At 70.6% G+C, this 25,028-nt stretch carries 19 protein-coding genes; 10 read left to right on the top strand and 9 right to left on the bottom strand.

Translation table 11 applies throughout. From position 1 onward, the window contains the following. Nucleotides 1-43 precede the first annotated feature (43 nt). A complete protein-coding gene (locus I5071_RS24010; protein WP_236515057.1) occupies nt 44-1,768 on the top strand; it encodes a hypothetical protein in 1,725 nt (574 codons plus the stop codon). Between the two features lie 4 nt (nt 1,769-1,772). Here the strand turns inward: I5071_RS24010 and I5071_RS24005 are convergent, their stop codons facing one another. Continuing rightward, nucleotides 1,773-3,059, bottom strand: a complete 1,287-nt coding sequence (locus I5071_RS24005; protein ID WP_236515055.1) for an anaerobic sulfatase maturase — start codon at nt 3,057-3,059, stop codon at nt 1,773-1,775. 8 nt (nt 3,060-3,067) lie between these two features. Then, the gene (locus I5071_RS24000) at nt 3,068-5,494 is read right to left on the bottom strand and encodes an arylsulfatase (RefSeq protein ID WP_236515053.1); all 2,427 of its coding nucleotides are present in this window, start codon (nt 5,492-5,494) and stop codon (nt 3,068-3,070) included. A gap of 258 nt (nt 5,495-5,752) precedes the next feature. Here I5071_RS24000 and I5071_RS23995 point away from each other — a divergent pair, with 258 nt between their 5' ends. The 4 genes from I5071_RS23995 to I5071_RS23980 are packed head-to-tail and all read left to right on the top strand — an operon-like array spanning nt 5,753 to nt 10,128. Then, entirely contained in the window at nt 5,753-6,280 is a 528-nt protein-coding gene (locus I5071_RS23995; protein ID WP_236515050.1) for a hypothetical protein, read from the top strand. 7 nt (nt 6,281-6,287) lie between these two features. After that, nucleotides 6,288-7,304 (top strand): hypothetical protein, encoded by a 1,017-nt coding sequence (locus tag I5071_RS23990; protein WP_236515048.1) that lies wholly within the window; start codon nt 6,288-6,290, stop codon nt 7,302-7,304. Between the two features lie 57 nt (nt 7,305-7,361). Then, on the top strand, nt 7,362-8,696 hold the full coding sequence (locus tag I5071_RS23985; protein WP_236515046.1) for a Dyp-type peroxidase: 1,335 nt from the start codon (nt 7,362-7,364) through the stop codon (nt 8,694-8,696). A 13-nt stretch (nt 8,697-8,709) separates the two neighbouring features. Then, on the top strand, nt 8,710-10,128 hold the full coding sequence (locus tag I5071_RS23980) for a dihydrolipoyl dehydrogenase family protein (protein WP_236515045.1): 1,419 nt from the start codon (nt 8,710-8,712) through the stop codon (nt 10,126-10,128). A gap of 68 nt (nt 10,129-10,196) precedes the next feature. Here the strand turns inward: I5071_RS23980 and I5071_RS23975 are convergent, their stop codons facing one another. Continuing rightward, nucleotides 10,197-10,718, bottom strand: coding sequence for a hemerythrin domain-containing protein (locus I5071_RS23975; protein ID WP_236515043.1), 522 nt, complete (start codon nt 10,716-10,718; stop codon nt 10,197-10,199). Nucleotides 10,719-10,874: 156 nt separating this feature from the next. Here I5071_RS23975 and I5071_RS23970 point away from each other — a divergent pair, with 156 nt between their 5' ends. Both I5071_RS23970 and I5071_RS23965 read left to right on the top strand, forming a co-directional pair. Continuing rightward, nucleotides 10,875-12,479, top strand: a complete 1,605-nt coding sequence (locus tag I5071_RS23970; RefSeq protein ID WP_236607671.1) for a Na+/H+ antiporter — start codon at nt 10,875-10,877, stop codon at nt 12,477-12,479. Nucleotides 12,480-12,547: 68 nt separating this feature from the next. Continuing rightward, nucleotides 12,548-14,098, top strand: a complete 1,551-nt coding sequence (locus I5071_RS23965; protein ID WP_236515041.1) for a serine/threonine-protein kinase — start codon at nt 12,548-12,550, stop codon at nt 14,096-14,098. Between the two features lie 19 nt (nt 14,099-14,117). Here the strand turns inward: I5071_RS23965 and I5071_RS23960 are convergent, their stop codons facing one another. Beyond that, the gene (locus tag I5071_RS23960) at nt 14,118-16,169 is read right to left on the bottom strand and encodes a hypothetical protein (protein WP_236515039.1); all 2,052 of its coding nucleotides are present in this window, start codon (nt 16,167-16,169) and stop codon (nt 14,118-14,120) included. Between the two features lie 135 nt (nt 16,170-16,304). After that, a complete protein-coding gene (locus tag I5071_RS23955; RefSeq protein ID WP_236515037.1) occupies nt 16,305-17,207 on the bottom strand; it encodes a DUF7107 domain-containing protein in 903 nt (300 codons plus the stop codon). 243 nt (nt 17,208-17,450) lie between these two features. On the opposite strand from I5071_RS23955, the gene I5071_RS23950 reads away from it, so the two are divergent. Further along, entirely contained in the window at nt 17,451-18,449 is a 999-nt protein-coding gene (locus I5071_RS23950; RefSeq protein WP_236515035.1) for an aminopeptidase, read from the top strand. Here the strand turns inward: I5071_RS23950 and I5071_RS23945 are convergent. After that, nucleotides 18,431-19,303 carry a LysR family transcriptional regulator gene (locus I5071_RS23945; protein ID WP_236515033.1) on the bottom strand — a complete coding sequence of 291 codons (873 nt, stop codon included), beginning with the start codon at nt 19,301-19,303 and terminating at the stop codon, nt 18,431-18,433. The two genes, I5071_RS23950 and I5071_RS23945, sit on opposite strands and share 19 nt — an antisense overlap. A 69-nt stretch (nt 19,304-19,372) precedes the next feature. Here I5071_RS23945 and I5071_RS23940 point away from each other — a divergent pair, with 69 nt between their 5' ends. Further along, nucleotides 19,373-20,320, top strand: coding sequence for an NAD(P)-dependent alcohol dehydrogenase (locus I5071_RS23940; protein WP_236515031.1), 948 nt, complete (start codon nt 19,373-19,375; stop codon nt 20,318-20,320). Here the strand turns inward: I5071_RS23940 and I5071_RS23935 are convergent. Further along, nucleotides 20,310-21,035, bottom strand: coding sequence for a hypothetical protein (locus I5071_RS23935; RefSeq protein ID WP_236515029.1), 726 nt, complete (start codon nt 21,033-21,035; stop codon nt 20,310-20,312). The genes I5071_RS23940 and I5071_RS23935 overlap by 11 nt on opposite strands. A gap of 102 nt (nt 21,036-21,137) precedes the next feature. Here I5071_RS23935 and I5071_RS23930 point away from each other — a divergent pair, with 102 nt between their 5' ends. Continuing rightward, nucleotides 21,138-21,527 carry a response regulator gene (locus I5071_RS23930; RefSeq protein ID WP_236515027.1) on the top strand — a complete coding sequence of 130 codons (390 nt, stop codon included), beginning with the start codon at nt 21,138-21,140 and terminating at the stop codon, nt 21,525-21,527. A 79-nt stretch (nt 21,528-21,606) separates the two neighbouring features. Here I5071_RS23930 and I5071_RS23925 read toward each other — a convergent pair whose 3' ends face one another. Both I5071_RS23925 and I5071_RS23920 read right to left on the bottom strand, forming a co-directional pair. Beyond that, nucleotides 21,607-22,317 (bottom strand): response regulator, encoded by a 711-nt coding sequence (locus tag I5071_RS23925; RefSeq protein ID WP_236515025.1) that lies wholly within the window; start codon nt 22,315-22,317, stop codon nt 21,607-21,609. Beyond that, nucleotides 22,314-25,028 (bottom strand): sensor histidine kinase, encoded by a 2,715-nt coding sequence (locus I5071_RS23920; protein WP_236515023.1) that lies wholly within the window; start codon nt 25,026-25,028, stop codon nt 22,314-22,316. The genes I5071_RS23925 and I5071_RS23920 overlap by 4 nt, the downstream gene beginning before the upstream one ends.

The following is a 25,028-nucleotide window of genomic DNA, read 5'->3' as shown; positions in this document are numbered from 1 at the left end:
TCGAAATCAACCGCGCGCCTCGAAGCGCGCTCTCGCCGTCGTCGTGGCCCTCGGGGCGCTGGCGTCGATCCCCTGTCTCTTCGTGGGCCCACTGCACGACGACCTCGTGCACCAGCTCGTCCTCGAAGGTCTCTTCGACCTGCCCGACGACCCGCTGGGCCTCTACGAGTTCACCCACGGCGACGCCGCGAACCGCGAGATGATCGCGCGCGGCTGGCTGCACTGGTGGACCGATCCCCAGCTCTCGCTGCGCTTCTTCCGCCCGCTCTCGAGCGCGCTGCTCGCGATCGATCACGCGCTCTTCGGGCGTGCCGCGTTTCCCTCGCACCTGCACTCGCTGCTCTGGGGCGTGCTGCTCTTCGCGACCGCCGCCGCCCTGATGCGCCGGTGCTTCGAGGCGCGCACCGCGGTGATCGCGTCGCTCGTCTACGCGCTCGCGGGCGCGCACGTGATGACGCTCGCGTGGCCCGCGTCGCGCCACACGTTGGTCTCGGCCGCGCTCGGCGGGCTCGCGCTCGTGCTGCACCTCCGGTGGCGCGAGGACCGCGCTCCGCTCGCGGCGATCGGCGCGCCGGCGGCGCTCTCGCTCTCGCTGCTCGCGAGCGAGACCGGGCTCGCCGCGGCGATCTACCTGCTCTCGTACGAAGCGATGGTCGCGACGGGCTCGCTGCGCGATCGCGCTCGCGCCGCGCTGCCGACGTCGATCGTGTGCGGCGCGTACGTCGTGTTCTACGTGCTCGCGGGCTACGGCGCGCACCACAGCGGCACCTACGTCTCGCCGTTCCGCGAGCTGCTCTCGTTCGCCATCGCGGCGTCGGCGCGCGTGCCTGCGCTGCTCGCCGAGGCGATCGGCGCGCTCTCGACGTTCGGGTACGTCACCAATCCGATCTCCCGCGTGATCCTGGTGTCGTGGGGTGTGGTGTCGATCGGCGGCAGCCTCTGGCTGCTCGCGGTCGTGCGACGCGGCGGCGACACCGAGTCGTATCGACGACTGCGCTGGCTCTTCGTCGCGTGCGTGGTGTCGCTGGTGCCGATGGTCGCGGGCCTGATCGGACCGCGCATGCTGCCGATGGGGCTCTTCGGCGCGTCGGCGATGGTGGGCGCGGCGATCACCGTCGCATGGCGCGCCTCGCGCGCGCGCATCGGCGTCGTGCGGCACGCGCTCGCCGGGCTCGCGATCGTGATCGCGATCGCGCACATCGGGCTCGGGGCGCTGCTGCGCGTGACGGCGCCCTTCGCGTTCGCCGAGATCGCGGAGGCCGAGCGACGGCTCGCGACCGAGGGCGACTCGGGCGGATGCTCGAGCTCGGGCCTCGTCTATCTGATCAACGGCGCCGACGGAGTGCTCTCGGTCTACGCGGCGCCGAGCATCGCCTATTACTCGCCCGAGGCGATCGGCCCGGGCGCGCGCTTCCGCGTGCTCGCCCCCGCGCCCCACGATCTCCGCGTGGAGCGCACGAACGAGCGCACGATGACGATCGCATCGCTGGTGCGGCCGCGTCGCGAGAACGTCTTCGAGCAGGTCTTCCGGAGCCAGGAGCACGCGCTGCACGAGGGCGACACCGTCGTCGCCGAGGAGATGACGGTGCGCGTGCTCGAGATGGATCCCGAAGGCCCGGCGAGCTTCGAGGTCGCGCTCGATCGATCGCTCGACGACGAGCGCGTCTGCCTGATCGTCTGGCGCGACGGCGCGCTGCGGCGCATCGCGCCTCCCGCGATCGGCGAGTCGCTCACGGTCGAGCACGAGCCCGGCCCGATGGGCATGTAGACGCTCAGCGACCGTGACAGTGCTTGTGCTTCTTGCCGCTGCGGCAGGGGCACGGGTCGTTGCGGCCCGCGCGCTCGAACATGACGCGTGCGGGCGCGTCCCCGCTCCGCAGCAGCTGGACCATGCGGCGCATCGTGGGATCGATGTGCCGGAAGAAGCGCAGATATCCGGCGCAGAGGTGATTGAGGCCGGGCTCTCCGTCGGACGCGCGCGCGACGCGATCCTTCGGACAGCCGCCGTGGCACGCGAATCGATATTCGCACTCGCGGCAGGCGCGAGGGAGGGAGTCTCGCTTCGCACGCCCGAAGTCGCGCTGTCGCTCGGAGCTCGCGAGCACGCTCATGTGGCGGTCGCGGATGTTCCCGAGTCGGTGCGCCGGCTCGACGAAGTGATCACACGAATAGAGATCGCCGTTGTGCTCGAGCGCGAGCGCGGCCCCGCACGTCTCCGAGTGCACGCAGAGCCCGTGCGGCTCTCCGGCCCACGACGCGAGCGCGACGTCGAATTGCTGGACGAAGACCGTGCCGACGTCGCGCCGCACCCACTCGTCGAAGATCGCGGTGAGGAAGCGTCCGTACTGGTCGGCGCCGACCGAGCGCGACGTCAGCTCGGTGCCCTCCTGGAAGCCGGTGTCGTTGTCGCGCTCGACGATCGGGATCAGCTGCATGTAGCGCGCCCGTGCGTCGTCCCGGAGGAACCGATAGACCTCGAGCGGATGATCGGCGTTCGCGGCGTGCACCGTCGTGAGCACGTTGATCTCCACCTCGTGAGCTTGGAGGAGCCGCAGCGCGCGCATGACCTTGTCGAACGTCGGGTGACCGCCCTTGTCGACGCGACAGGCATCGTGCAGCGCGCGCGGCCCATCGAGCGAGAGCCCGACGAGGAAGCGATGCTCGCGCAGGAAATCGCACCACGCCTCGTCGAGCAGCGTGCCGTTGGTCTGGAGGGTATGTGCGAGGCGCGTCCCCGGGCGCTTCTTCGCCTCCGCCATCGCGACCGCGCGCCGGAAGAAGTCGAGCCCCATGATCGTCGGCTCGCCGCCCTGCCACGCGACCGTGATCTCGGGGCCCCACTGCGACTCGAGATACTGCGTGAGATATGCGTCGAGCAGCTCGTCGCTCATCCGGAACGAGCTCTCCGGATAGAGCCGCTCCTTCGAGAGGAAGAAACAATACGAGCAGTCGAGGTTGCAGATGGCGCCGGTGGGCTTCGCGAGGAGATGGAACGCCGTGCGCGGCACCTCGCTCCGACGCCTCACGAGATCGCTGGCAGGGATGGTCGCCGCGGACATGCCGAGCCTCAGTCGCGCGAGAGCATCGCGGCGAAGTCGCGCTCGAGATCACGCTCGGGCTCTCCCGAGGTGTCGAACGCGACGAATTCGATGATCCCGTTGCGGAACGTGAACGGCGAGCGGTACGACGAGCTCACGGGGTCGCCGCGATCCTTGCCCACGTTGAGGCCCTCACCGGTGAGCGAGAACGCGCCCGGCTGGGTGCGCATCGTGCCCTTGGCGACGACCTTCTTGTTGATCCGGAGCTCCAGGTTCCCGTTCGCGACGTACTTCGGATTCTCGCCGGTCTTGTCGAACTTCACTCCGATGGTCACGCGCCCGGTCGGGAACGGATCGCTCGACTCGAACCGGAACTGCTCGATGCCGAGGAAGTTGTAGAGATAGACGAGCTTCCCGTTCTGCACGAAGAGCGTGTGTCCGCCGAAGCGCGATCCCTGCGAGACGATCACGCCTTCGCAGCCCTTCGTGACGTCGCGGAGCGACGCGCCGATCACGAACGAGCGATTGCGCAGTCGGATCGCGACCTCCTCGGGCACTTCGCTCATGCCCGGGTAGTAGACGGCGCGGTTCGAGACCTTCGCGATCGAGGGGCGCTCGATACCGAGGATCTCGGCGGCCGTGCGATCGTCGAGCGGCAGCGCGTGGTTGAGCCCGGCCTCGGCGTACCACAGCGCGACCAGCGCCCGGAGCATCTCGGGGTGCTTCTCCGCGACGTCGATGCGCTCCGAGCGATCCGACGCGACGTGATAGAGCTCCCACGCATCGTCGAGGAACTTGCCCTTCCCCGAGATCGCGCCGTGCTTCGCGACGACCTTCCATCCGTCGTGATAGAGCGCGCGCGTGCCGAGCATCGAGTACATCTGCGTGGTGCGCGGCGAGGCCGATTTCGCGTCGCGGATCGCGGGGACGAGGCTGAGGCCGTCGATGCGGCTCTGGGTCGCACCCTTGATGGCGCGAGGCGGCTCGATGCCCACGAGATCGAGGATCGTCGGCACCACGTCGACTGCGTGGCAGTACTGATCGCGCAGCTGGCCGCCGTACTTCTTCGGGTCGATGCCCTTCGCCCACGAGATCACGAACGGATCTGCGGTGCCGCCCTCGAACGAGTAGCGCTTGAACATCTTGTAGGGCGTGTTGAACGCCCAGGCCCAGCCCGTCGGATAGTGGTTGTAGGTCGAAGGACTGCCGAGCTGGTCCAGCGCCTTCAGGTTGTCGTCGAGCGAGTCCGGCCATCCGTTGAAGAAGCGGTTCTCGTTGACCGACCCGTTGGGGCTGCCCTCGCCGCTGGCGCCGTTGTCGGAGACCACGACGACGATCGTGTTCTCGAGCTGTCCCGTCGATTCGAGGAAATCGAGGACGCGGCCGAGCTGGTGATCGGTGTACGTCGAGAACGCGGCGTACGTCTCGGCCATGCGGGAGAACAGCTTCTTCTCGCCTTCGGTCAGCGACTCCCAGGGCCGCACGAGATCGTTCTCGGCGATGACGTCGGGCGCCGCCCACGGGTTGATCGGAGAGAGCTCGGTATTCTGGGGGACGATCCCGAGCTTCTTCATGTTGGCGAGGACGAGCTCGCGATACTTCTCGTACCCCATGTCGAACACGCCGGCGTACCGATCGACCCACTCCTTCGGCACCTGGTGCGGGGCATGGTTCGCGCCGAACGACAGATAACAGAGCCACGGCTTGTCGCGCGCGATGGTGCTCGTGTCGGCGATGAGCTGGATCGCCCGATCGCAGAGATCCGACGAGAGGTGATAGCCCTCCTCGGGCGTCGCCGGGGGATCGATCGGGCCCTGATCGAGCACGAGATCGGGATAGTACTGATTCGTCTCGCCGCCGAGGAAGCCGTAGAAGCGCTCGAATCCGCGACCGATCGGCCACGTGCGCCGGCTCGCGGCGAGCATCTCCTCGGTCGACGGAGTCAGGTGCCACTTTCCGATACAGAACGTCGAATATCCGTGCTCGACGAGGATCTCGGAGAGGAACCCGTTCTCCGGGGGAATTACCCCGCTCAGGCCCGGAAATCCCTGCGCGCCTTCGGTGATGCAGGCCATGTTGTTGCGCGTCGCGTTGCGCCCCGTGAGCAGGCAGGAGCGCGTCGGCGAGCAGAGCGCGGTCGTGTGCCAGTTGGTGAATCGGATTCCGGACTTCGCGATCCGCTGCAGGTTCGGCATGCGGATGAGACCGCCATAGATGTCCCACGCGCCGATGCCGGTGTCGTCCCACACCACGTAGAGGACGTTGGGTGCGCCGGGCTTCGCCGAGGGCGGCAGATACGGGCGCCAGTCGGGCTCGGAACGGCGGATGTCGATGTCGATCTTGCCTCGGAAATCGTCCTTCATCGCTCTCTCCCGGGCGGCGGGCGATGCGACATCCGCACCAGAGAACGTGCGGCGAGGGTGCCACTTCGCCTGCGCGCCCAGGCCGAGCGGCACGCGGGACCGGATTCGCGAGGTGCTGCGAGTGAGCGCCGGCGCTCGCCTCCGCGGGGTGCAGCTCCCGTGCACGCGCGCACGACGCGGCGCCGAGCACCACGACGAGGCCGGACGAAGTGGCATGTCGCATCGGACGCACCGGCCATTTCTGGCGTGCGAGCCTCGTTCCCGCGCCCAGCAACTTGCGCCATCTCGGACCGGGCACAGCTGCCGTCGGAGTCACCCAACCGGTCCGCGGGACCAGCAAGGACGACTCCGATGCAGCCGGCAGCGATGGCGATCCCGAAGAGCGACGAGTCCTGGGAGAAGGGCAAGTACGGCCCGATCTGGCCGAAGACGCCGGCCTGCTACGGATTCACGATCATCGCGAACGTGAAGCCGGGACGCGCGGACGCGATCCGGGGCTACGGAGCGAAGCTCGCGAAGGCGCTGGAGAGCGATCCGAGCCTGCTCGCGCCGCTCAAGCTGCACTACCTGCGCTGGGTGCTCTTCGACGACGACACTCGGTTCATGTACCAGGGCATCTTCGACACCGACTTCGACAAATACACCGAAGACGCAGTCGCGCTCTTCAAGAAGGCCGGCGTCGACACGGTGTTCGAGAACCTCGAGGGCTTCCCCTCCGACTGGAAGACGAACCCCGACGCGTTCGTGAAGTTCGTCCGTGCGCACCAGTGTCCGAGCTTCCTCGAGTACGGCGAATATCCGTACGTCAGCACCGACGAGATCAAGAAGGCGCTGGAGCTGAAGAGCGCGTTCTCGCGGATGCTCGAGCAGATGCAGTGAGGGACTCATGAGGGAGCCCGCGCGCACGTACAACCAGAGCCACTCGCCGCGGAAGTACGTCGCGGGCCGGCGGCGCGTCAGCGTCTACATCGCGTGGAGCTATCCGGGCGAGGCCAATCGCGACGTCACGCAGATGGACAATCGGTTCTCCACGATGACCGAGGTCCGTCGCGTGCTCTGGCCTCAGTACGAGGATCCGCGCTTCGCCGATCCCGGCATGTTCCAGCAGGGCATCGCGGGATCGCTCGAGCTCTTCTTCTGGGCGTGGGTGCGATTCCAGAACGTGATCGAGGAGGCGACCGGGCACCGAGTGCCGGTGTTCCAGCGCGTCGATCAGGCGGGCTTCCGTCTTCCGCTCGACGAGCGCGTGCTCTCCGACGTCGACACGCTGCTGGTGTTCGGGCTCGACCACATGGTGACCGGACAGGAAGCGTCGTCCGAGGAGATCGAGGCCGCTCGATCGTTCCTCGCGCGCGAGGGCACGTGCCTCCTGATCGGGCCCCACCACGACGTCGGCGCGTCGCCCGACCTGGAGGAGCGCGCGATGGAGTACGCGCACCACGGTGATGCGCTGGTGCCGCGACAGCAGCGCTTCGGGCGCTACACGCGATCACTGATGCAGGGCCTGGGGATTCCGGTCGAGAACCGGCACGGGCTGCGGCCTGCAGTGCAGCGGGGGACGACGCGGATCGCGCCGCTCGAGATCGCGCGCGATCTCGACTCCCGTCATTGGCTCGAGGGAGTCACGAATTTCAACTTCCACATGCACCTTCCGCACTACGCCGTCACCGATCCGTCGAGCTCGGCGCGGGTGCTCGCACGACAGCCGATCGACACGTCCAAGCCGCACCCGTTCACCGCGGCGGGGAACACTGCGTTCAACGCGCTCGTGTGGCTGCCTCCGGGCGGCGGGCGCGCCGGGGACGTGCTCGTCGCGGACTCGACGATCTTCAGCACGTTGTTCGGAGGCGACGAGAGCTTGGAGCGCTTCTGGAGGAACCTCGCCACGGCGTCGATGAGCTAGTGCTGCTGCCCGGATGTTCGTTCCAGGATCGGTTCCGGACAGAAGCATCAGTGGAGCATGGGAGTGGACGCGGACGTGTCGCTGGAGCTCGACGACATCCAGAGTGGTGCGCTGCGGCCTCGGCCCACGCCCTACGCTGCGACGTACATCCTCCTGAAGATCATCGATCGCAGTGCTGGCAGGGAATTGATGCGCCGCCTCAGCGAGCGAGTCGCGTCGGCCGCGCACACGACGAGCGCGCTCGGGGACACCTGGCTGAACGCGGCGCTCACGTTCCACGGGCTGAGCGCGCTCGGCGTGCCGCCCGCATCGCTCGAGAGCTTCGCGTGGGAGCTCAAGCAGGGAATGGCGAGCCGCGCCGCAGCGCTGGGCGACACCGGAGAGAGCGCACCGGCGCACTGGGAGAAGCCGCTCGGGACGTCCGACGTGCACGTCGTGCTGGTCGCGCTCGCGCCCGATCGCGCGCTGCTCGAGCCCTCGATCGCGCGGGCGAGAGACGCGCTCCGGGCGCTCCCCGGAGTCGAATCGATCTGGCGCCAGGACTGCCACGCACTGCCGACCGAGAGAGAGCCGTTCGGATTCCGCGACGGCATCAGTCACCCGGCGATCGAGGGCAGTGGCGTCCCGGGGAGCAATCCCGAGGAGATCCCGCTGAAGGCAGGAGAGCTCGTGCTGGGATATCGCGACGAGCTCGGCGGGTTCCCGCCGATGCCTTCGCCCGACGTGCTCGGTCGCAACGGCACGTACGTCGTCTTCCGCAAGCTGCACCAGCGGGTCGCCGCGTTCCGCCAGTACCTGCGATCGCGCGCGACGAGCCCCGAGGACGAAGAGCTCCTCGCCGCGAAGATGATGGGTCGTTGGCGCAGCGGCGCGCCGCTCGCGCTCTGTCCGTTCCACGACGATCCCGCGCTCGGCGCGGACCGTGGTCGCAACAATGCGTTCCTCTATCGCGCCGACGATCCCACCGGATATCGCACGCCGATCGGCTCTCACATCCGGCGCTGCAACCCGCGCGACGCGCAGGTCGCGGGGGTGGCCCGGCTTCATCGCATGATCCGCCGCGGAACGGCGTACGGGCCGATGCTCCCCGAGGGTGTGATGGAGGACGACGGCGCGGATCGCGGTCTCATCTTCGCGTTCGTCGGCGCGCACCTGGGGCGGCAATTCGAGTTCGTGCAATCCGAGTGGATCAACGGCGGCGAGTTCATCGGGCTCGGCGACGCGAGAGACCCGGTGACGGGATCGGCGGACGGAGAGGGTCGATTCTCGATTCCCCGAAAGCCCATCCCGCGACGGCTCGACGGATTGCCGCGCTTCGTCGTCACGAGAGGCGGGGAGTACTGCTTCCTGCCGAGCCTGAGCGCATTGCGCTGGTTGTCCGAGCTCCCGTGATCGTGAGGGAGAGATGCAGAGTGAATTCGACGTCGTCGTGATCGGAGCGGGGCCTGCGGGCGTGGTCGCCGCGCTGCGGGCCGCGGATCTCGGAGCGCGCACTGCGCTCGTCGCGCGCGAGCGCTTCGGCGGGATGGCCGCCAACGACGGTCCGGTGCCGGTGCGGACGCTGGCCCACGCGGCGCGCCTCGTGCGCGAGGCGCGACAGCTCTCGCGATATGGCATCTCCGCCGGTGAGCCCGTGGTCGACTATCCGCGCTTGCTCGAGCGGGTCCGCGAGGTCGTCGATCACGTGGGCCGGCAATCCGCGCTGCGCGGACAGTGCGAGTCCGCGGGCGTCTCGATCCTCGAGAACACCGGGGCCGCGCGCTTCGTCGCACCGCACACGATCGAGACCGCGAGCGGGCTGCGCCTCGACGGCGAGTCGATCGTCCTCTGCACCGGCGGCGCGAGCCGGCGGCTCTCGGTGCCCGGCGCCGAGCTGACGGCGACGCACAGCGACGCGTGGGCGCTGACGTCGGTGCCGCCTTCGATGCTGGTGATCGGCGCGGGCGCGACGGGCGTGCAGGTCGCGTCGATCTTCCACGCGTTCGGCACGCGCGTGCAGCTGTTCCAGGCCGGCCCGCGCATCTTGCCGACGGAGGACGAAGACGTCTCGGCAGAAGTGACGACGGCGTTCCGCGACGCGGGGATGATCGTGCGAACCGACTTCGGAGCGATCGAAGCGTTCGAGAAGACGGCGCACGGCGTGCGAATGATCGTGTCGAAGGACGGAGATCGAGCCACCGCCGAGGCAGCGCTCGCGGTGGTCGCAGTAGGGTGGGTGGCGAACACCGCCGAGCTCGATCTCGCCGTCGCCGGCGTCGCGACCGACGAGCGCGGCCACGTGCGGGTCGACGAGCATCTCCGGACCACCGCGCCGCACGTGCTCGCGGCGGGCGACGTCACCGGTCATCTCATGGTGGTCCCGCAGGCGCTGGAAGAGGGCTACGTCGCCGGCACGAACGCGGTCCGCGGCGCGGTGCTGCCGCTGACGAAGCACGTGAGCCCGATCGGCAGCTTCACCGATCCCGAGTACGCGCAGGTCGGCCTCGGCGAAGCACGCGCGCGCGCCGAGCTCGACGCGCTCGTCACCGTGATCCGACTGGACTGCGGCACGCGCGCCATCATCGACGGTCGTGCGTCGGGCTTCTGCAAGCTGATCGTCGACCGCACGACCTCGCGCATCGTCGGCTGTCACGTCGTCGGAGATCGCGCCGTCGACATCGTGCAGCTCGCGGCGATCGCGATCAGCGCGGGGATGACGGTGGACGATCTCGCGCGACTGCCGTTCTCGTTCCCGACCTATGCCGGCATCCTGGGTCGCGCCGCGCTGACCGCAGCACGAACGCTGCGCCGCGACTTCGCGTGGCGACTGCCCGAGCTCCAGTGAGTCCCACGAACGAAACGACCGCCGAGCGAGCACGGGCCCGCTCGGCGGTCGCGCTCGACTGGCGACCATCAGGTGAACGAGTCGAGCTCCTTCGCCTTCGACTCCAGATAACGCTGCTCGAGCGCGAAGGACTGCTCCTTCGAGAGCGCCTTCTTCGCAGCCGGGAAGATCTGCTGCTCCTCCTCGATGACGTGGTGCTGCACGAGCATCATCATCTCGCGGAAGACGTCGCTCCACCGATCGCCGTCGATCGGCAGCACGTCCAGCTGATCGAGATACCGCTCGATCCGATGATGCTCGTCGGCGGAGTCGTCCATCTTGCCGGCGATGTCGGGAATTCCGCGGAACGTCGAATAGACCTCCTTCTCCTCCGCCCGCGCGTGCGCGGCGAGCTCGGTCCGGATGCGGCCGTAGAGCTCCTTGCGTACGTTCGAGTCGTCCGTGCTGGCGGCCACACGCCGGATCAGCGTCGAGATCTCGCCGTGCTCGGTCGAGAGGCGCTCGAAGATCCCCGCTCCGCCGGTCAACGCCTGCTTCGCGCCCTTGAGCTTGCCGATCACCTGCCCGGCGATCTCGGTCGGTCGCGCCATCGTTCGCTCCTTTCCGTCAGGGTTTGCTCCCTTCGCGGACATAGGCGCTCGACACCGAGCGACGACCGTGACCAGCAGTGAGGCGCGTCGCCGCACGCAATACGCGCTCACGTCGGACGCATGTGGCCGACGGACGGAGTCGCGGGCTCGACGAGCATGGAAGTCTTCGAGTTCATCATCGCGTTCCTGCTCGCAGGCGCCGCGCTCACCGCCGTGTCGAGACGCATCGGGGCGCCGTACCCCGCCATGGTCGCGCTCGCCGGTGCGGGTGTGGCGCTCGTCCCCGGAACACCGACGCTCGTGCTCGATCCCGAGCTCACGCTCGCGCTCTTCGTCGCGCCGGTGCTGCTCGATGCGGCGTTCGACGCCTCGCCGCGCGATCTCCGCGCGAACTGGCGCGCGGTGTCCGGTCTCGCGGTGGGCGCGGTCGTGCTGACGATCGTCGTCGTCGCGTGCGTCGTGCGCTGGCTCGTGCCCGAGATGCCGTGGCCGGTCGCGATCGCGCTCGGCGCGATCGTCGCGCCGCCCGACGCCGCAGCGGCGACTGCAGTGCTGAAGCAGCTGAATCCGCCGTATCGACTCCTCGTGATCCTCGAGGGCGAGAGTCTGTTCAACGACGTGAGCGCGCTGCTGATCTATCGGCTCGCGGTGGGCGTGACCCTCGCGGGGACGTTCTCGCCGGAGGGCACGGTTCCGCTGCTCCTCGCGGCGACGGTGGGCAGCGTCGTGCTCGGCTTCGTCCTCGCGCGCGCCGTCATCGCGTTCTTACCGCGGATCCACGACGTCGCGATCGTGGTCGTCTTCCAGTTCTGCGCGACGTTCGCGGTGTGGATCCTGGCGGAGCGACTCCATCTCTCCGGCATCCTCACCGTCGTCGCGTTCGCGATGACGGCCGCGCGACACGCCGCGGACGTGACGCCGGCGCGCATCCGCGTCCCCTCGTATGCGGTGTGGGATCTCGCGGTGTTCGTGCTGAACGTGCTCGCGTTCACGCTCGTCGGGTTCCAGCTCAAGGGGCTCGTCGAGCGTCTCGATGCGCGCACGCTCGTCGAGTACGGAGGCATCGCGACCGCGGTGTGCGTCGCGACGATCCTCGCGCGCATCGGGTGGGTGACGGGCGCGGCGGCCTGGAGTCGATGGCGACATCGCGACACCGTCGCGCTCTCGAAGGGCGCGGCGGCGGTGATCGGGTGGTGCGGCATGCGAGGGGTCGTGACGCTCGCAGCGGCGCTCGCGCTCCCGACCGGCGAGACCGGAGGGCCCGCGTTCCCGTTTCGCGATCTGGTCCTCTTCAGCGCGTTCGCGGTCGTGCTCACGACCCTCGTGGTGCAGGGGCTGACGCTGCGGCCGCTGATGAGCGCGCTGCGGCTTCGGGACGACGGTTCCGTCGATCGAGAGGTGCGGCTCGCGCGGGTCGAGACGCTGCGCGCCGCGATGGCGGCGACGGCCGAGCACGCCGACGACGAGATGGCGGCGCTGTTGCGACGCCGCTACGAAGTGCTGCTGCGACGCGCCGAGGTGGAGCTCGCGGGTGTGCACGAAGAGAGCGGTGCCATCACCAGGGGGGATCGCCGGCTCGACTGCGACATGGCGATCGTGCGCTCGGCGATCACCGCCGAGCGTCACCGACTGATCGAGCTGCGCGCCGACGGCACGATCGGCGACGCCGCGTTCCAGCGCATCGAGCAGGAGCTCGACATGGAGGAGCTCGATCTCCAGCAGCTCGCCCCCGGGGTCGAGTCGGCGACCGCTGCTCGGTGAGCGGTGCCTCGCGGGCGAACCCGATCGGGGAGCTTGGTGCGCCGCGCCGACCGTCTATGTCCCCGCCCGTGGCGAGCCTCGCGCTTCCGACGACGGGTCTCCTGGACGAAGTCGGTCCCTATCGTGTGCTCGCGCGGCTCGCCGCGGGGGGCATGTCGGAGATCCTCCTCGCGCGCCGCGCGGGGCTCGCGGGGCTGGAGCGCCTCGTGGTGCTCAAGCGCATGCTGCCCGAGCTGGTCGCGGAGCCCGAGCTCCGCGGCGCGCTGCTCGACGAGGCGCGCATCATGCTCGGGCTGCGTCACCCCAACGTCGTGGCGGTGCAGGAGCTCGCGTCCGAAGGCGACGAGCTCTATCTCGTCATGGAGTACCTGCGCGGCGACAACCTGCTCGCGCTGATGCGCGCGGTGCGCGCGCACAAGGTCGAGATCGATCTCGCGCTCGCCGTGCACGTCGCGGCGGAGATCTGCGCCGGGCTGCACGCCGCGCACGAGCTCGCCGACGACGACGGCAAGCCGCTGCACGTGATCCATCGCGACGTCTCGCCGCAGAACGTGTTCGTCACGTTCGAGGGCGAGGTGAAGCTGATCGACTTCGGGATCGCGCGCTTCGCCGATCGCATCGCGCGCACGAAGAGCGGCGTGGTGAAGGGCAAGTTCGCGTACATGGCCCCCGAGCAGTTCAGCGGAGAGCCGCTCGACCGGCGCACCGACGTGTTCGCCGCCGGCGTGGTGCTGCACGAGCTCCTCACCGGGCGGCGCCTCTTCGCGCGCACCAGCGACCGCGACATGTTGATGGCGATCCTGTCGGACCCGGTGCCGCGCCCTTCCGCGCTGGCGCCCACGCGCGGGATCCCAGCCGCGCTCGACGAGATCTGCATGCGCGCGCTCGCGCGCGATCGGAGCGAGCGTCTCGCGACCGCGGGGGAGATGCGCAGCGCGCTGCGAGAGCAGATGCCCGCGCTCGATCCGCGCCTCGATCCGCGCGAGACGCTCTCGCGGCTGACGAAGCGCGTGCTCGCGCCGCGCCTCGCCGAGGTCGATGCCTTGCTCCGCCGCGCGCGCCGGACGAACGGGCGCGTCGATCGCGGCGATCGGGAGGAGCGCCGATCGCGCTCCGAGGCACCGACGATGCCGATCGAGATCGACGTGGCGGTCGAGCCGATCGCCGAGGCGATCCGCGGCCCCTCACGACCTCGTCAGCTCGTCGTCGTCGCGGGGCTGGCAGCGATCACGCTCGGAGCGCTCTCGATGTCCGCGTGGCGCGCGGCCCGGTCGACGCCGCCGGATGCCGAGATCGCGGCCCCACCGCTCGCGGCGCGTGCTCCTGCGCCCGAGCCGACACCGGCTCCGATCGTCGAGCCTCCGCCCGCGCCGGTGACCGTCCGCGTGCGCATCGAGTCGATGCCCGCGGGCGCGACCGTGCGGCTCGCGGGCGAGGCGCGCGGCGAGACGCCGCTCGCCCTCGAGGTCCCTCGAGGCACGACGCCGATCGATCTCTCCCTCGAGCTCCGCGGCCACACGCCGGTGCGACAGACGCTGGTGCCCGACGAGAGCCAGCGCCTGCTGCTGCAGCTCGCGCCGCGCCCCCGGCGCGTCGTCGCGCCGACGACGCCGGAGTGAGCTCGTCGCGTCGCGTCGGTCACGGCAGCCCGAGCACCGCGACCGGCAGGACCTGATCGGCCCCGCTTCCATCGCCGAGCCGACCGTCCGCGCCGCTGCCCCAGCACTTCGCCGAGCCCTCGTCGCGCACCGCGCAGGTGTGGGATCGCCCGGCCGCGATCGCGACTGCGTCGAGGAGCGTTCCGGTCGCGCGCGGCGCGCCGCCGGAGATGGTTCCATCGCCGAGCTGCCCGCTCGCGTTGGCGCCCCAGCACGTCACGGTCGAGCCCGTCGTGACCAGACAGGCGTGCTGGTCGCCGCACGCGATCGCGCGCGCGCTCGGCACGTCCCTCACGAGCGTCGGCGCGGTGCGATCGGTGGTGGTCCCGTCGCCGAGCTGTTGGCTCGAGTTCGCGCCCCAGCACCACACGGTCGCGTCGGCGCGCAGCGCGCACGAGCTCTCTGCGCCGAGCGCGATCATCCGTGCGTCGGTGATGCCCGCGACGGCGCTCGCGGAGGGACGCCGCATCGTCGTTCCGTCGCCGAGCTGACCGCGCGCGTTCTCGCCCCAGCACGTGATGCTCCCGCTCTGCAGGACCGCACAGGTGTGCGCGCCGCCCGCGGCGAGCTCGCGCGCATCGGTGACGCCCTCCACGTCACCGGGGGACGAGCGATCGCCGCCGATCGAGCCGTTGCCGAGCTGACCGTCGTCGTTGCGCCCCCAGCACGCGATGCGACCGCCGGCGCGACGCGCGCACGTGTGATCGTCGCCCGCTGCGACCTGCACCGCGTCGCCGAGGTTGCGCACGGTGACGGGCGCCGGCTGATCACTGCCCGGTCCGGCGTTGCCGAGCTGGCGGTATGCGTTCTCGCCCCAGCACACCACCTGTCCGCCGCGGCGCACCGCGCACGCGTGGTGTGCGCCCGCCGCGAGGTCGATCGCATCGGTGACGCCCGCGACGAGCACGGCCATGTTGCTCGGGCCCGCGCTGCCGTTGCCGAGCTGGCCGCAGTCGTCGGCGCCCCAGCACGACACGCGGCCGTCGGTGAGCCGCGCGCACGCGAAGTCGTCGCCTGCGACGAGCTCGATCACGTCCTCGGGCGCAGCGCAGCCCACGCTCGCGCAGCTCTCGCTCACGTCGCACGTCACGCCGCACCCGCCGCAGCTCGAGGTGCTCGAGAGATCCGTCTCGCATCCGGGCTCGTCGCTGCAATCGGCCCAGCCGGGATCGCACACGCCCATCGTGCAGATGCCGGTCTCGCACGACTCCGTCGCGTGCTGGAGGTCGCACTCCACGCCGCACGCACCGCAGTCCGTCGTCGTGTGCAGGCTCGTCTCGCATCCGGTGTGCGAATCGGGGCCGCAGTGACCCCAGCCGCTCTCACACGGGCCGATCGTGCAGGCGCCATCGACGCAGGTCGCGGCGTTGTGCTCGGTCGCGCACGGCGTGTCGCAGGCCCCGCAGGCATCGACGGTGTCGATCTCGGTCTCGCAGGTCGAAGCGTCGGAGTCGCAGTCGGCGCGGTCGGGCTGGCACGCGTAGGTGCACGCTCCGTCGACGCACGAGCTCGCGACGCCGGGACGCAGCTCGCAGGCCTGATCACATCCTCCGCAGTGCGACGCGCTGGTGGCGAGATCGACGCAGCTCGATCCGCAGAGCGTGCGATCGGACGCGCACTGATCGCTGCAGTGGAAGCGTCCGGCGTCGTCCTCGACGCAGAACGGCAGTGGGTCCTCGCAGCGCACCGCGCACGCGCCGCAGCTCGTCGCGGCGATCAGCGACGCCTCGCATCCGTCCGCGACGATCCCGTTGCAGTCGGCGAAGCCCACGGCGCACGAGAGGACGCACGTCGCGCCGACGCACGACACGATCGCGCCGGGTGGTGTGCCACACGCGTCGGGTCCTTCGTCCGTGCGCCCGTCTTCGTCGTCGTCGCGCCCGTTGCAGGGATCCGGGCTCGTCACGCCGGCGTCGCCGAACGCGTCGAGCGGCACGCATCGATTGCGCGCCGTGTCGCAGATCCATCCATCGATGCACGGACACGAGCGGTCCGTGAGGTCGATCGGCGGTAGCACGCAGCTCGCGAGCACGACCGACCAGAGTCCAAGGCAAATGCTCCCCCGCACCGCGCCCAACATGAGCGCTGGTATCTACGGCCCAATGCCACGAGGCAGTGGTCGCCCGGAGAGAGGACTCCGCGAAGGGCTCGCGAGCTGCGGACGTCGTCAGCGACAGGTCGCGTCGACGCAGGCCTCGCCGGGATCACAGTCGGAGCGCGTGACGCACTCCGGGCTCGCCTCGCGGTGCGTCAGGCAGAGGTGGAGACCGGTGCGCGTCGTCGCGCACTGCACGAGGTGCACGTCGGCGCGCTGGCACTCCTCGTCGGTGCCCGACTCGCACGTGGTGCGGCAGAGGCCGTCGACGCAGGGATGACCGGGCGCGCAATCGGCGTCGCTGGTGCAGAACGGACGGGGCGAGACGTCGGGGCGGCACCACCCCGCGGTGCACAGCTGTCCTTCGGGGCACGCGCTGTCGTCGGCGCACGGCGGCACGCAGCGCGCGTCGATGCAGTGCTCACCGTCGGGACAGCTCGCGCTGGTCTCGCACTCGTCGACCGGCAGGCACAGCTGATTCGTGCACGCGAATCCCGCGTCGCACTCGGAGTCGTCGGTGCATCGCGGTCGACAAGCGTTGTCGATGCAGCCGTGATCGGGGCCGCACTCGAGATCGTTCGCGCAGGTGTCGTCGATCGGACGACAGGCACCCTCCACGCAGACTTCGCCGCTCGTGCAATCGGTGTCGGCGCGGCATCCGCTCGGGGGCGCGCAGGTCCCACGGTGATCGCAGACGAGCCCGGCATCGCAGTCGGCGTCCGACTCGCAGCGATCGCCGGGCACACAGACTCCGCCGCTGCAGGCGCGGCCGGGCGCGCAGTCTCCGTCGACGATGCACGTGGTCGTGCCGGCGTCGCTCTCGTCCACGTGCGCGTCGGGCGGCCCCCCGTCGCGACGCGTGACCGGCGGGCGCTCGTGTTCGTCGTCGTCCTCTTCGCAGCCGTAGTAGGTGTGGCAGCCCGTCGTCGCGAGGATCAGCAGGGCGACGGCGCACGCAGAGCGAGATGTGGGCATGAGGCTCCTCCCGAGCCCTCGACGGGGCTCGCGAGGCTGCGTGCCCGCAGCGCGACGGATCGTTTCATCGTCCGTGGCAGGCCTCGCGAAATCGCAGATCCCGCCTTCGTGCCGAGCGGCCGACGAGGCGCGCGTCGGCCCGTCGTGGCGTTTCCAACTGCTTGGACGCGCCGCCGGGGACCGTTACCCTGCGGGCTGCGCACGGACGAGCGATGCCGTCGTGCGCGCGGAGGTCGATCCCACGTGAGCCGTGAGAACGAGGGTGAGAGCTCGCCGTCCGACATGGGCGTCGCGGCGCAGCTCACCGTCAACGAGTGCCTGCGCATCGCCGTCGGCGAGAGGTTCCTGGTGGTGTTCGGACGCGAGCTCGCCGAGCTCGCGAGCGCGGTGGCAGCGGCGGCCCGCGCGATCGGCGCGAACGTCGAGACGTTCGAGCTGACGGGGCAGTCGAGCGACGAGGCGCGCATCGTGCCCGTGCTCGCGCGCTGCGACGCGTCGGCGTTCCTCGCGTCGTACGGCGCCGACATCGGCGTGCGGCGCGCGATGGTCACGATGAAGGGCAAGCGCCGCCACGCGCACATGATCGGGCTCACCGACGCGGTCATCCGCCAGTCGCTCACCACCGATCCGCGCGAGATGTCGGGGCTCGGCCGGCAGCTGATCGAGCGCGTGCGTCCGTCGAGCACGATCCGCGTGACCAGCCCCTCGGGCACCTCGCTCGTCGTCGAGACCGATCCCGGCAATCGCTGGCACTGCGAGCACGGGATCCTCGAGGGGCCGGGCTGGACGAACCTCCCGGCGGGCGAGGTGATCACGTCGCCCGCGAGCGTCGAGGGCGTGTTCGTGCCCGACGGCGGCGTGTGGCTCACCGATGGATCGGATCTCGGTCGCGTGGCCACGCAGCGCCTGCAGCTGCGCTTCGCGAAGGGTCGCCTCGTCGGCGCGGAGGGCGCGGACGACGCGGCGCGCGTGCTGCTCGAGCACCTCGACTCGGGTCAGGAAGGCCGTCGCGTCGGACAGGTGACGTTCGGCATCAACACCGGTGTCGTCGCGCCGATCGGCGTGTCCTGCCAGGACGTGAAGCTGCGCGGCTTCCACATGATCCTCGGCTACAGCGCGCCCGAGCTGACCGGCGCGAAGTGGAACGGCACGCGCGTCGTGCAGCTGCTGCAGCGGCGCGCGAGCGTGTGGATCGACGACGTCCAGGTGCTCGCGAACGGGCGCTACGTGCTCTCGGGCTGATCGCGCGCGACGTGATCCATGAACGCGCGCACGCGGCTCGTGCTGCGTAGATCGGGGAGCGTCAGCAGCCACACGTCGCGCTCGAAGCCGGGCGCGACCGGACCGATGCGGCGCAGCGCGGGATCGGAGTCGCCGTCGAACGTGGCGAGGAAGTGCACGCCGATCCCCGCGGCGATCGCCTGGCGCATCACCATCGAGCTCGCGTCGACGCGCATCGCGATGCGCGCGCCGGGCGCGTGCGCCGCGAGCCACCCGTCGAGCCAGCGCATGTCGAGGCGCTCGTCCCAGTGGATCCACGGATACTCGGCGTAGGTCGCGTCGGGCCCCATGTGCTCGACGAGCGCCTTGCTGCCGTAGACCGCGAACTCGACGCGCCCGATGCGACGGCCGACGAGGTGCTCGGGCGGCGCGCTCGTCATGCGGATCGCGACGTCCGCTTCGCGTCGCGCGAGCGAGACCTCGCGGTCGCTCACCACGACCGTCAGCTCGACGCTCGGATAACGCGTCATGAACGACGAGAGCGCGCCTTGGTAGCGACGGAACAGGATGTCCATCGTCGCGAGGCGCAGCGTGCCCTGGAGGCGCTCGTCGCGGCCGAGGACTCGACCTTCGAGCGAGAGCACGTCGCTCTCCATGCGCTCCGCGACCGACGCGACGTCGCGCCCCGCGGCGGTGGCCACGAATCCGTCGGGCGTCTGATCGAAGAGCCGGACTCCGAGCGTCTGCTCGATCGCGCGCACGCGGCGGGCGACCGTCGTGTGGCTCACACCGAGGCGCGCTGCGGCGCGGCTCAACGTTCCGTCGCGCGCGATGGCGAGCACGTATCGGAGGTCGTCCCACTCCACGCTGTGCATCGTTGCACAACGCGCGCACGAAATCGTGAGTGGTCGGGCTCGACCACGACTCCCACGCTGGGCCTCGTGATGATGAGAGCCATCGTTCGTGACGAGTACGGAACGCCCGACGTGATCGCGCTGCGCGAGATCGATGAGCCGACGCCGGGCGACGACGAGGTGTCGATCCGCGTGCACGCGTCGTCGGTGAACCCCGCGGACTGGATCTTCCTGACCGGCCGGCCCTACCCGGTGCGTCTGGTCTCGGGGCTCGTGCGCCCGAAGGGGCGAGTGCTGGGGATGGACGTCGCGGGACGGGTGCAGTCGGTGGGCAGGAACGTCACGCGTTTCCGCCCCGGCGACGAGGTGTTCGGAGAGATCGCGAGCGCGTACGCCGAGCAGGTGTGCGCGCACCAGGATCGCATCGCGATCAAGCCCGCGAACCTGACGTTCGAGCAGGCCGCGGCGGTCCCGGTCGCGGCGATGACCGCGCTGCAGGGGCTGCGTGATGCGGCGCGCATCCGTCCCGGTCACCACGTGCTGATCAACGGTGCGTCGGGCGGTGTGGGCACGTTCGCGGTGCAGATCGCGAAGTCGCTCGGGGCCGAGATCACCGCGGTCTGCAGCGGTGGGAGCGCCGACATGGTGCGCTCGATCGGCGCCGATCACGTCGTCGACTACGGGCGCGACGACTTCACGCGGACGTCGGTGCGCTACGACGCGATCCTCGATCTGGTGGGCAGTGCACCGCTGTCCGATTGCCGCCGTGTGCTGAGCCCGACTGGCACCTACGTCTCGTCGGTCGGGCGACTCGGATGGTCGCTGAAGGCATTCTTCGCGTCGCTGGTGTGGCGCGATCGGGTGCGCGTGCTGGCGTCGAGTCCGAACGCCGCGGATCTCGCGTATCTGCGGACGCTGATCGAGGCCGGAGAGGTCACTCCGGTGATCGAGCGTCGATATCCGCTGAGCGACGTCGCCGAGGCGCTGCGCCGTCAGGGCGAGGGCCACGCGCGCGGGAAGTCGGTCATCACGGTGTGAGCCGCTCGACGAAGCGCGCGAGGAGCACGGTGCGACGCCCGTCGTCGAACTGCACGTCGAGCTTGGGCGGGTCGCCGCCGATCTCGTCGACGATCGTGCCCTCGCCGTACTTCGCGTGACGCACCCTCGCGCCCGCGTTGCGCGCGGACGAGAACGTGATCGCGGTGCCATTCGCGCTGCGGCCGGCTTCGGTGGGCATCGGCGCGCCCGCTCCGCCGAGCAGCTTCGCGAGCGCGCGGATCGCGCCGCGTCCCTTCGCGATCGCGGCGCGCAGGTCGTCGCCGGCGTCGAGCAGCACGAAGCGCGGGATCGCGCCGTCGCGACCGGCGCGGGGATCTTCGCGATCGAGGCCCTGAGGATCGCGCTCCGAGAGATCTCCAGCGCCCGTCGCGGCCCAGCGTCCGTCGGCGCGCGCTTCGACGAGGAGGACGTCGGCGCCCTCGTGGATCGCGAGGTACACGACGTCGTGTCCGAGGCGGCGGGCGAGCGATGCGATGCGCGGCTCGCGCGCGCCGATCGCGCGCTCGAGGAGGAGCTCGGGCGGGAAGGTCTCCATCACGGTCCAACCCGGCGCGCCGCGCCGCCACCAACCGATCTGCCCGCGACCGGCCTGGCTCGCGTGGCGCTCTTCGGCGAGCAGCGCGCAGAGCGTCTCTGCGAGCGAGGCGCCGTCTTCGGTCGCGACGTAGAAGGTGCTCGCGGATTCGCCGCCCATGTCGTTCCGAGGCTGCCACGACTGCGCAGCGTGTGGGAACGGCACGTACGCACTCGACGCCCCACCGTTGTGACCCAGGAGCGCGGGCCTATCCTCGAACGAATGCTCCCAACCGACGATCGCGGGACGCTCCGCGTGCTCCTCGTCGACGACAACGTGACCTTGGCATCGTTGCTCGGTCGCGTGCTCGAGGAGACGGGGTGTGCGGTGACCACCGCTGTGAGCGCCGATGTCGCGAAGGCGCTCATCGAGGCGGGCGACTTCGATCTGCTCGTCTGCGACGCGACGCTGGTCGCCGACGGCGACGGGCGTGACGTTCTCGCATTCGCGCGCGAGCGCGCGCCACGCGCGCTCCGTGTGCTCTTCTCGGGTCGACCTCCAGACGACACCGACTCGACGTTGATCGAGCGCTTCGCGATGAAGCCGATGCTCTCCGAAGAGCTGCGCGACCTGGTGCGCTGGGCGCGCCACAGCGCGCGCCGCCCGTCGTGACTCAACGACCGTCGAAAAATCGGCTCGCCCGCGGGTCCCTCCCGTCCGGGACCTGCGGGACGAGCACTCCGGCAACGACTCACTCCTCGGGATCGAGGTCCGCCATGCGGTACCCGACGCCGGGCTCGTTGAGCAGGAGCTTCGGGTTCGCGGGCTCGTTCTCGAGCTTGCGCCGCAGGTGGCTCATGAACACGCGCAGATAGTTCGTCTGCGACGCCGCGTTCGGTCCCCACACCTCGACGAGGATCTGACGGTGCGTCAGCACGCGCCCGGGGTTCTTCGCGAGCACGACGAGGAGGCGGTACTCGATCGGCGTGAGCCGCACGAGCTCGCCGCGCACCCGCACCTCGTGGCGCGGCAGGTCGATCTTCAGCGGGCCCACGCGCAGCGTCGTCCCCGAGGGATCGGCCGCGCTCCGTGCCGCATGTCGCTCCGCGACGCGCAGGCGCGCGAGGAGCTCGTTGGTCCCGAACGGCTTCGTGAGGTAGTCGTCCGCGCCCGCGTCGAGCGCCTCGACCTTGTCGTCCTCGCGGCCGCGCGCGGAGAGCACGATGATCGGCGCGCGCGACCACTCGCGCAGCTCGCGCGTGAGATCGAGGCCATCGCGATCCGGCAGCCCGAGATCGAGCAGGATGATCTCCGGGTTGTGCTGCGTGGCCATGCGCATCCCCGCGGCGGCGGTCTCCGCCTCGAGCGCCTCGTAGCCGTGGCTCGTCAGCGTCGCGCGCAGGAAGCGCCGCATCGAGGGCTCGTCCTCGACCACCAACACGCGGGTGCGTGCCTCGCTCACGGTGCGCTCTCCACTCGCTCGACGTCCTCGTCGATCACGCGGGGCGGCTCTCCTTCGACCGGCAGCGTCACCCGGAAGAGCGCGCCGCCACCAGGACGGTTCTCCGCGGTGATCGTGCCCCCGTGCGCCTGCACGATGCCGCGGCAGATCGCGAGGCCGAGCCCGACGCCACCACCGCGTCCCGGCGTCCCGCGCACGAACATCTCGAACATCCGCGCCTCGCTCCCCGGCGGCAGGCCCGGCCCGTGATCCGCGATCTCCATCACCACCGCGCCCGGCCGTCGCGCGACGCGGATCGACACCGGCGTGCCCGGCGGTGTGTGGTTCGCGACGTTGTCGAGCAGGTTGATCACGACCTGCTCGACGAGCACCGAGTCGATGCGCGCCATCGCCTCGGGGTCGACGTCGATCGCGAGCTCGCGCCCTTCGAGCCTCCGCTCCACGCGCGAGAGCGCGGCGCCGATGATCTCCTCGAGGGGCACCCACTCGCTGCGAAGGTCGAGGGCGCCCGACTCGACGCGCGTCATCGTCAGGAGGTTCGACACCAGACGCCCGAGCCGCGCGGCCTCGTCGCGGATCTGCGCGAGCAGCGCGGTCCGTTCCTCGGGCGCGATCTTCAGGCTCGTGTCGAGCAGCGCGGTCGACCCTCCGAGGATCGCCGCGATCGGCGTGCGCAGGTCGTGCGAGACGGTGGAGAGCAGCGCGCTGCGCATCGTCTCCGTCTGCGCGCGGAGCTCCGCGCGACGCGCTTCGTCCTCGAGCTGCGCGCGCTCGAGCGCGAGCGCGATCTGCGAGACGAACGCCTGGAGGAGATGACGCTGCGACGAGTCCTCGAAGCGGTCCTCGGGGCTCGGGCGGATCGCGAGCACGCCCACCGCGCGTCCTTCGGCGAGCAGCGGCATCGCGAGCACCCGCGCGCCCGGCAACGTGTCCATGCCGCGTCCGGCGGGGCGCCCGTGCTCCAGCGCCCAGCGCGCGACGGTGCGCTCGCTCTCCGCGAGATCGACGGGGCTCGGCGCGGGCGCGAGCAGCTGTCCCGACGGCTCGGCGACGAGCAGCGCCGCCTCGCTCTCGAACACCTCGCGCATCTGATCGGCCGCGGCGGCGGCGACGGCGCGCACGTCGCGCGCGGTCGCGAGCGACTTCGTGAGCGCGTAGAGCGCGGCGGTGCGGCGCTCTCGCTCTCGCGCTGCGCTGGACTGCTGCCGGATTCGCTCGGTCAGTCCGCTGATCACGACGCCTGCGCAGAGCATGACCGCGAACGTCAGCACGTGCCGGAAGTCGGTCACCGCGAACGTGAAGAACGGCGGCACGAAGAAGAAGTCGAACACCGCGACCGCGACGATCGACGCGACGAGCGACGCCGCGCGGCCGAGGAACGCCGCAGTGACCGCGATCGCGACGAGGAAGAGCATCGCGACGTCGGCGAGGTCGACCCGCTCGCGCACCAGCGTCGCGATGCCGGCGGCCGCGAGGATCGGGAGCGCGCCTCGCGCCCACGTGAGAGGCGAGGGCGGGCGCGGGCGATCGTGCTTGGGCGGCGGGCTGCTCGTGGGGCGTCGATCGCCCGTGATCACGTGCACGTCGATGTCGCCGCTGCCGCGGACGATCTCGTCGAGCATCGAGCCGTACACCAGGTCGCGCCACCGCGGGTGCGTGGGCTTGCCCGCGACGATCCGCGTCACGTTGCGGCGGCGCGCGAGCTCGAGGATCGCGGGCGCGGGGCGCTCGGCGGAGAGCACCACGACCTCGCCGCCGAGCGACTCGGCGAGGCGCAGGTGCGACTGCAGACGCGCTCGATCGTCGTCGGGCATCGTCGTGCCGCTCGGCTTCTCGACGTACACCGCGAGCCACGGCGCGCGGATCGCGCTCGCCATGCGACGCGCGCTGCGCACCAGCTTCGCCGACGCCGGGCTCGGCCCGACGCACACGAGGATCCGCTCGCGCGTCGGCCACGTGGTCTCGATGCCGTGCTGCCTGCGCCACGCCTGCACGTCCGCGTCGACACGCTCGGCGGTGACGCGCAGCGCGAGCTCGCGCAGCGCGTGCAGGTTGCCCTCCTTGAAGAACGACGCCGCGGCGCGCTGCGCCTGCTCGGGCACGTACACCTTGCCCTCTGCGAGCCGCGCGAGGACCACCTCGGGCGGCACGTCGACGAGCTCGATCTCGTCGGCGCGCTCGATCACCACGTCGGGCACGGTCTCCCGCACCCGCACGTGGGTGATCTGCGCGATCACGTCGTTGAGGCTCTCGACGTGCTGCACGTTCACCGTGGTGTGCACGTCGATGCCCGCGTCGAGCAGCTCGATCGCGTCCTGCCAGCGCTTCGCGTGGCGCGATCCCGTCACGTTGGTGTGCGCGAGCTCGTCGAGCAGCACGATCCGCGGCTTGCGCGCGAGCGCGGCGTCGAGATCGAGCTCCTCGAGGGTGCGACCGCGGTAGGGCACGCGCTTGCGCGGGAGCTGCTCGAGGTTCGCGAGCAACGCGCCGGTCTCGGCGCGCCCGTGGGTCTCGACGACGCCGACCACGACGTCGACACCCTCGCGCCGCAGCGCCTGCGCGCTCTCGAGCATCGAGAACGTCTTGCCGACGCCGGGCGACGCCCCGAGCCAGACGCGCAGCTTCGCGCGCGTGACCTCGCGCTCCTCGGCCTGCACGCGCTCGAGGAGCGCGTCGGGATCGGGGCGCTTCTCGTCGTCGCGCGAGGACAT

This window comes from Sandaracinus amylolyticus (genome assembly GCF_021631985.1).
GTDB lineage: Bacteria > Myxococcota_A > Polyangia > Polyangiales > Sandaracinaceae > Sandaracinus > Sandaracinus amylolyticus_A.
Note: the sequence above shows the minus strand (reverse complement) of the source record. Positions and strands in the feature narration are given on the sequence as shown.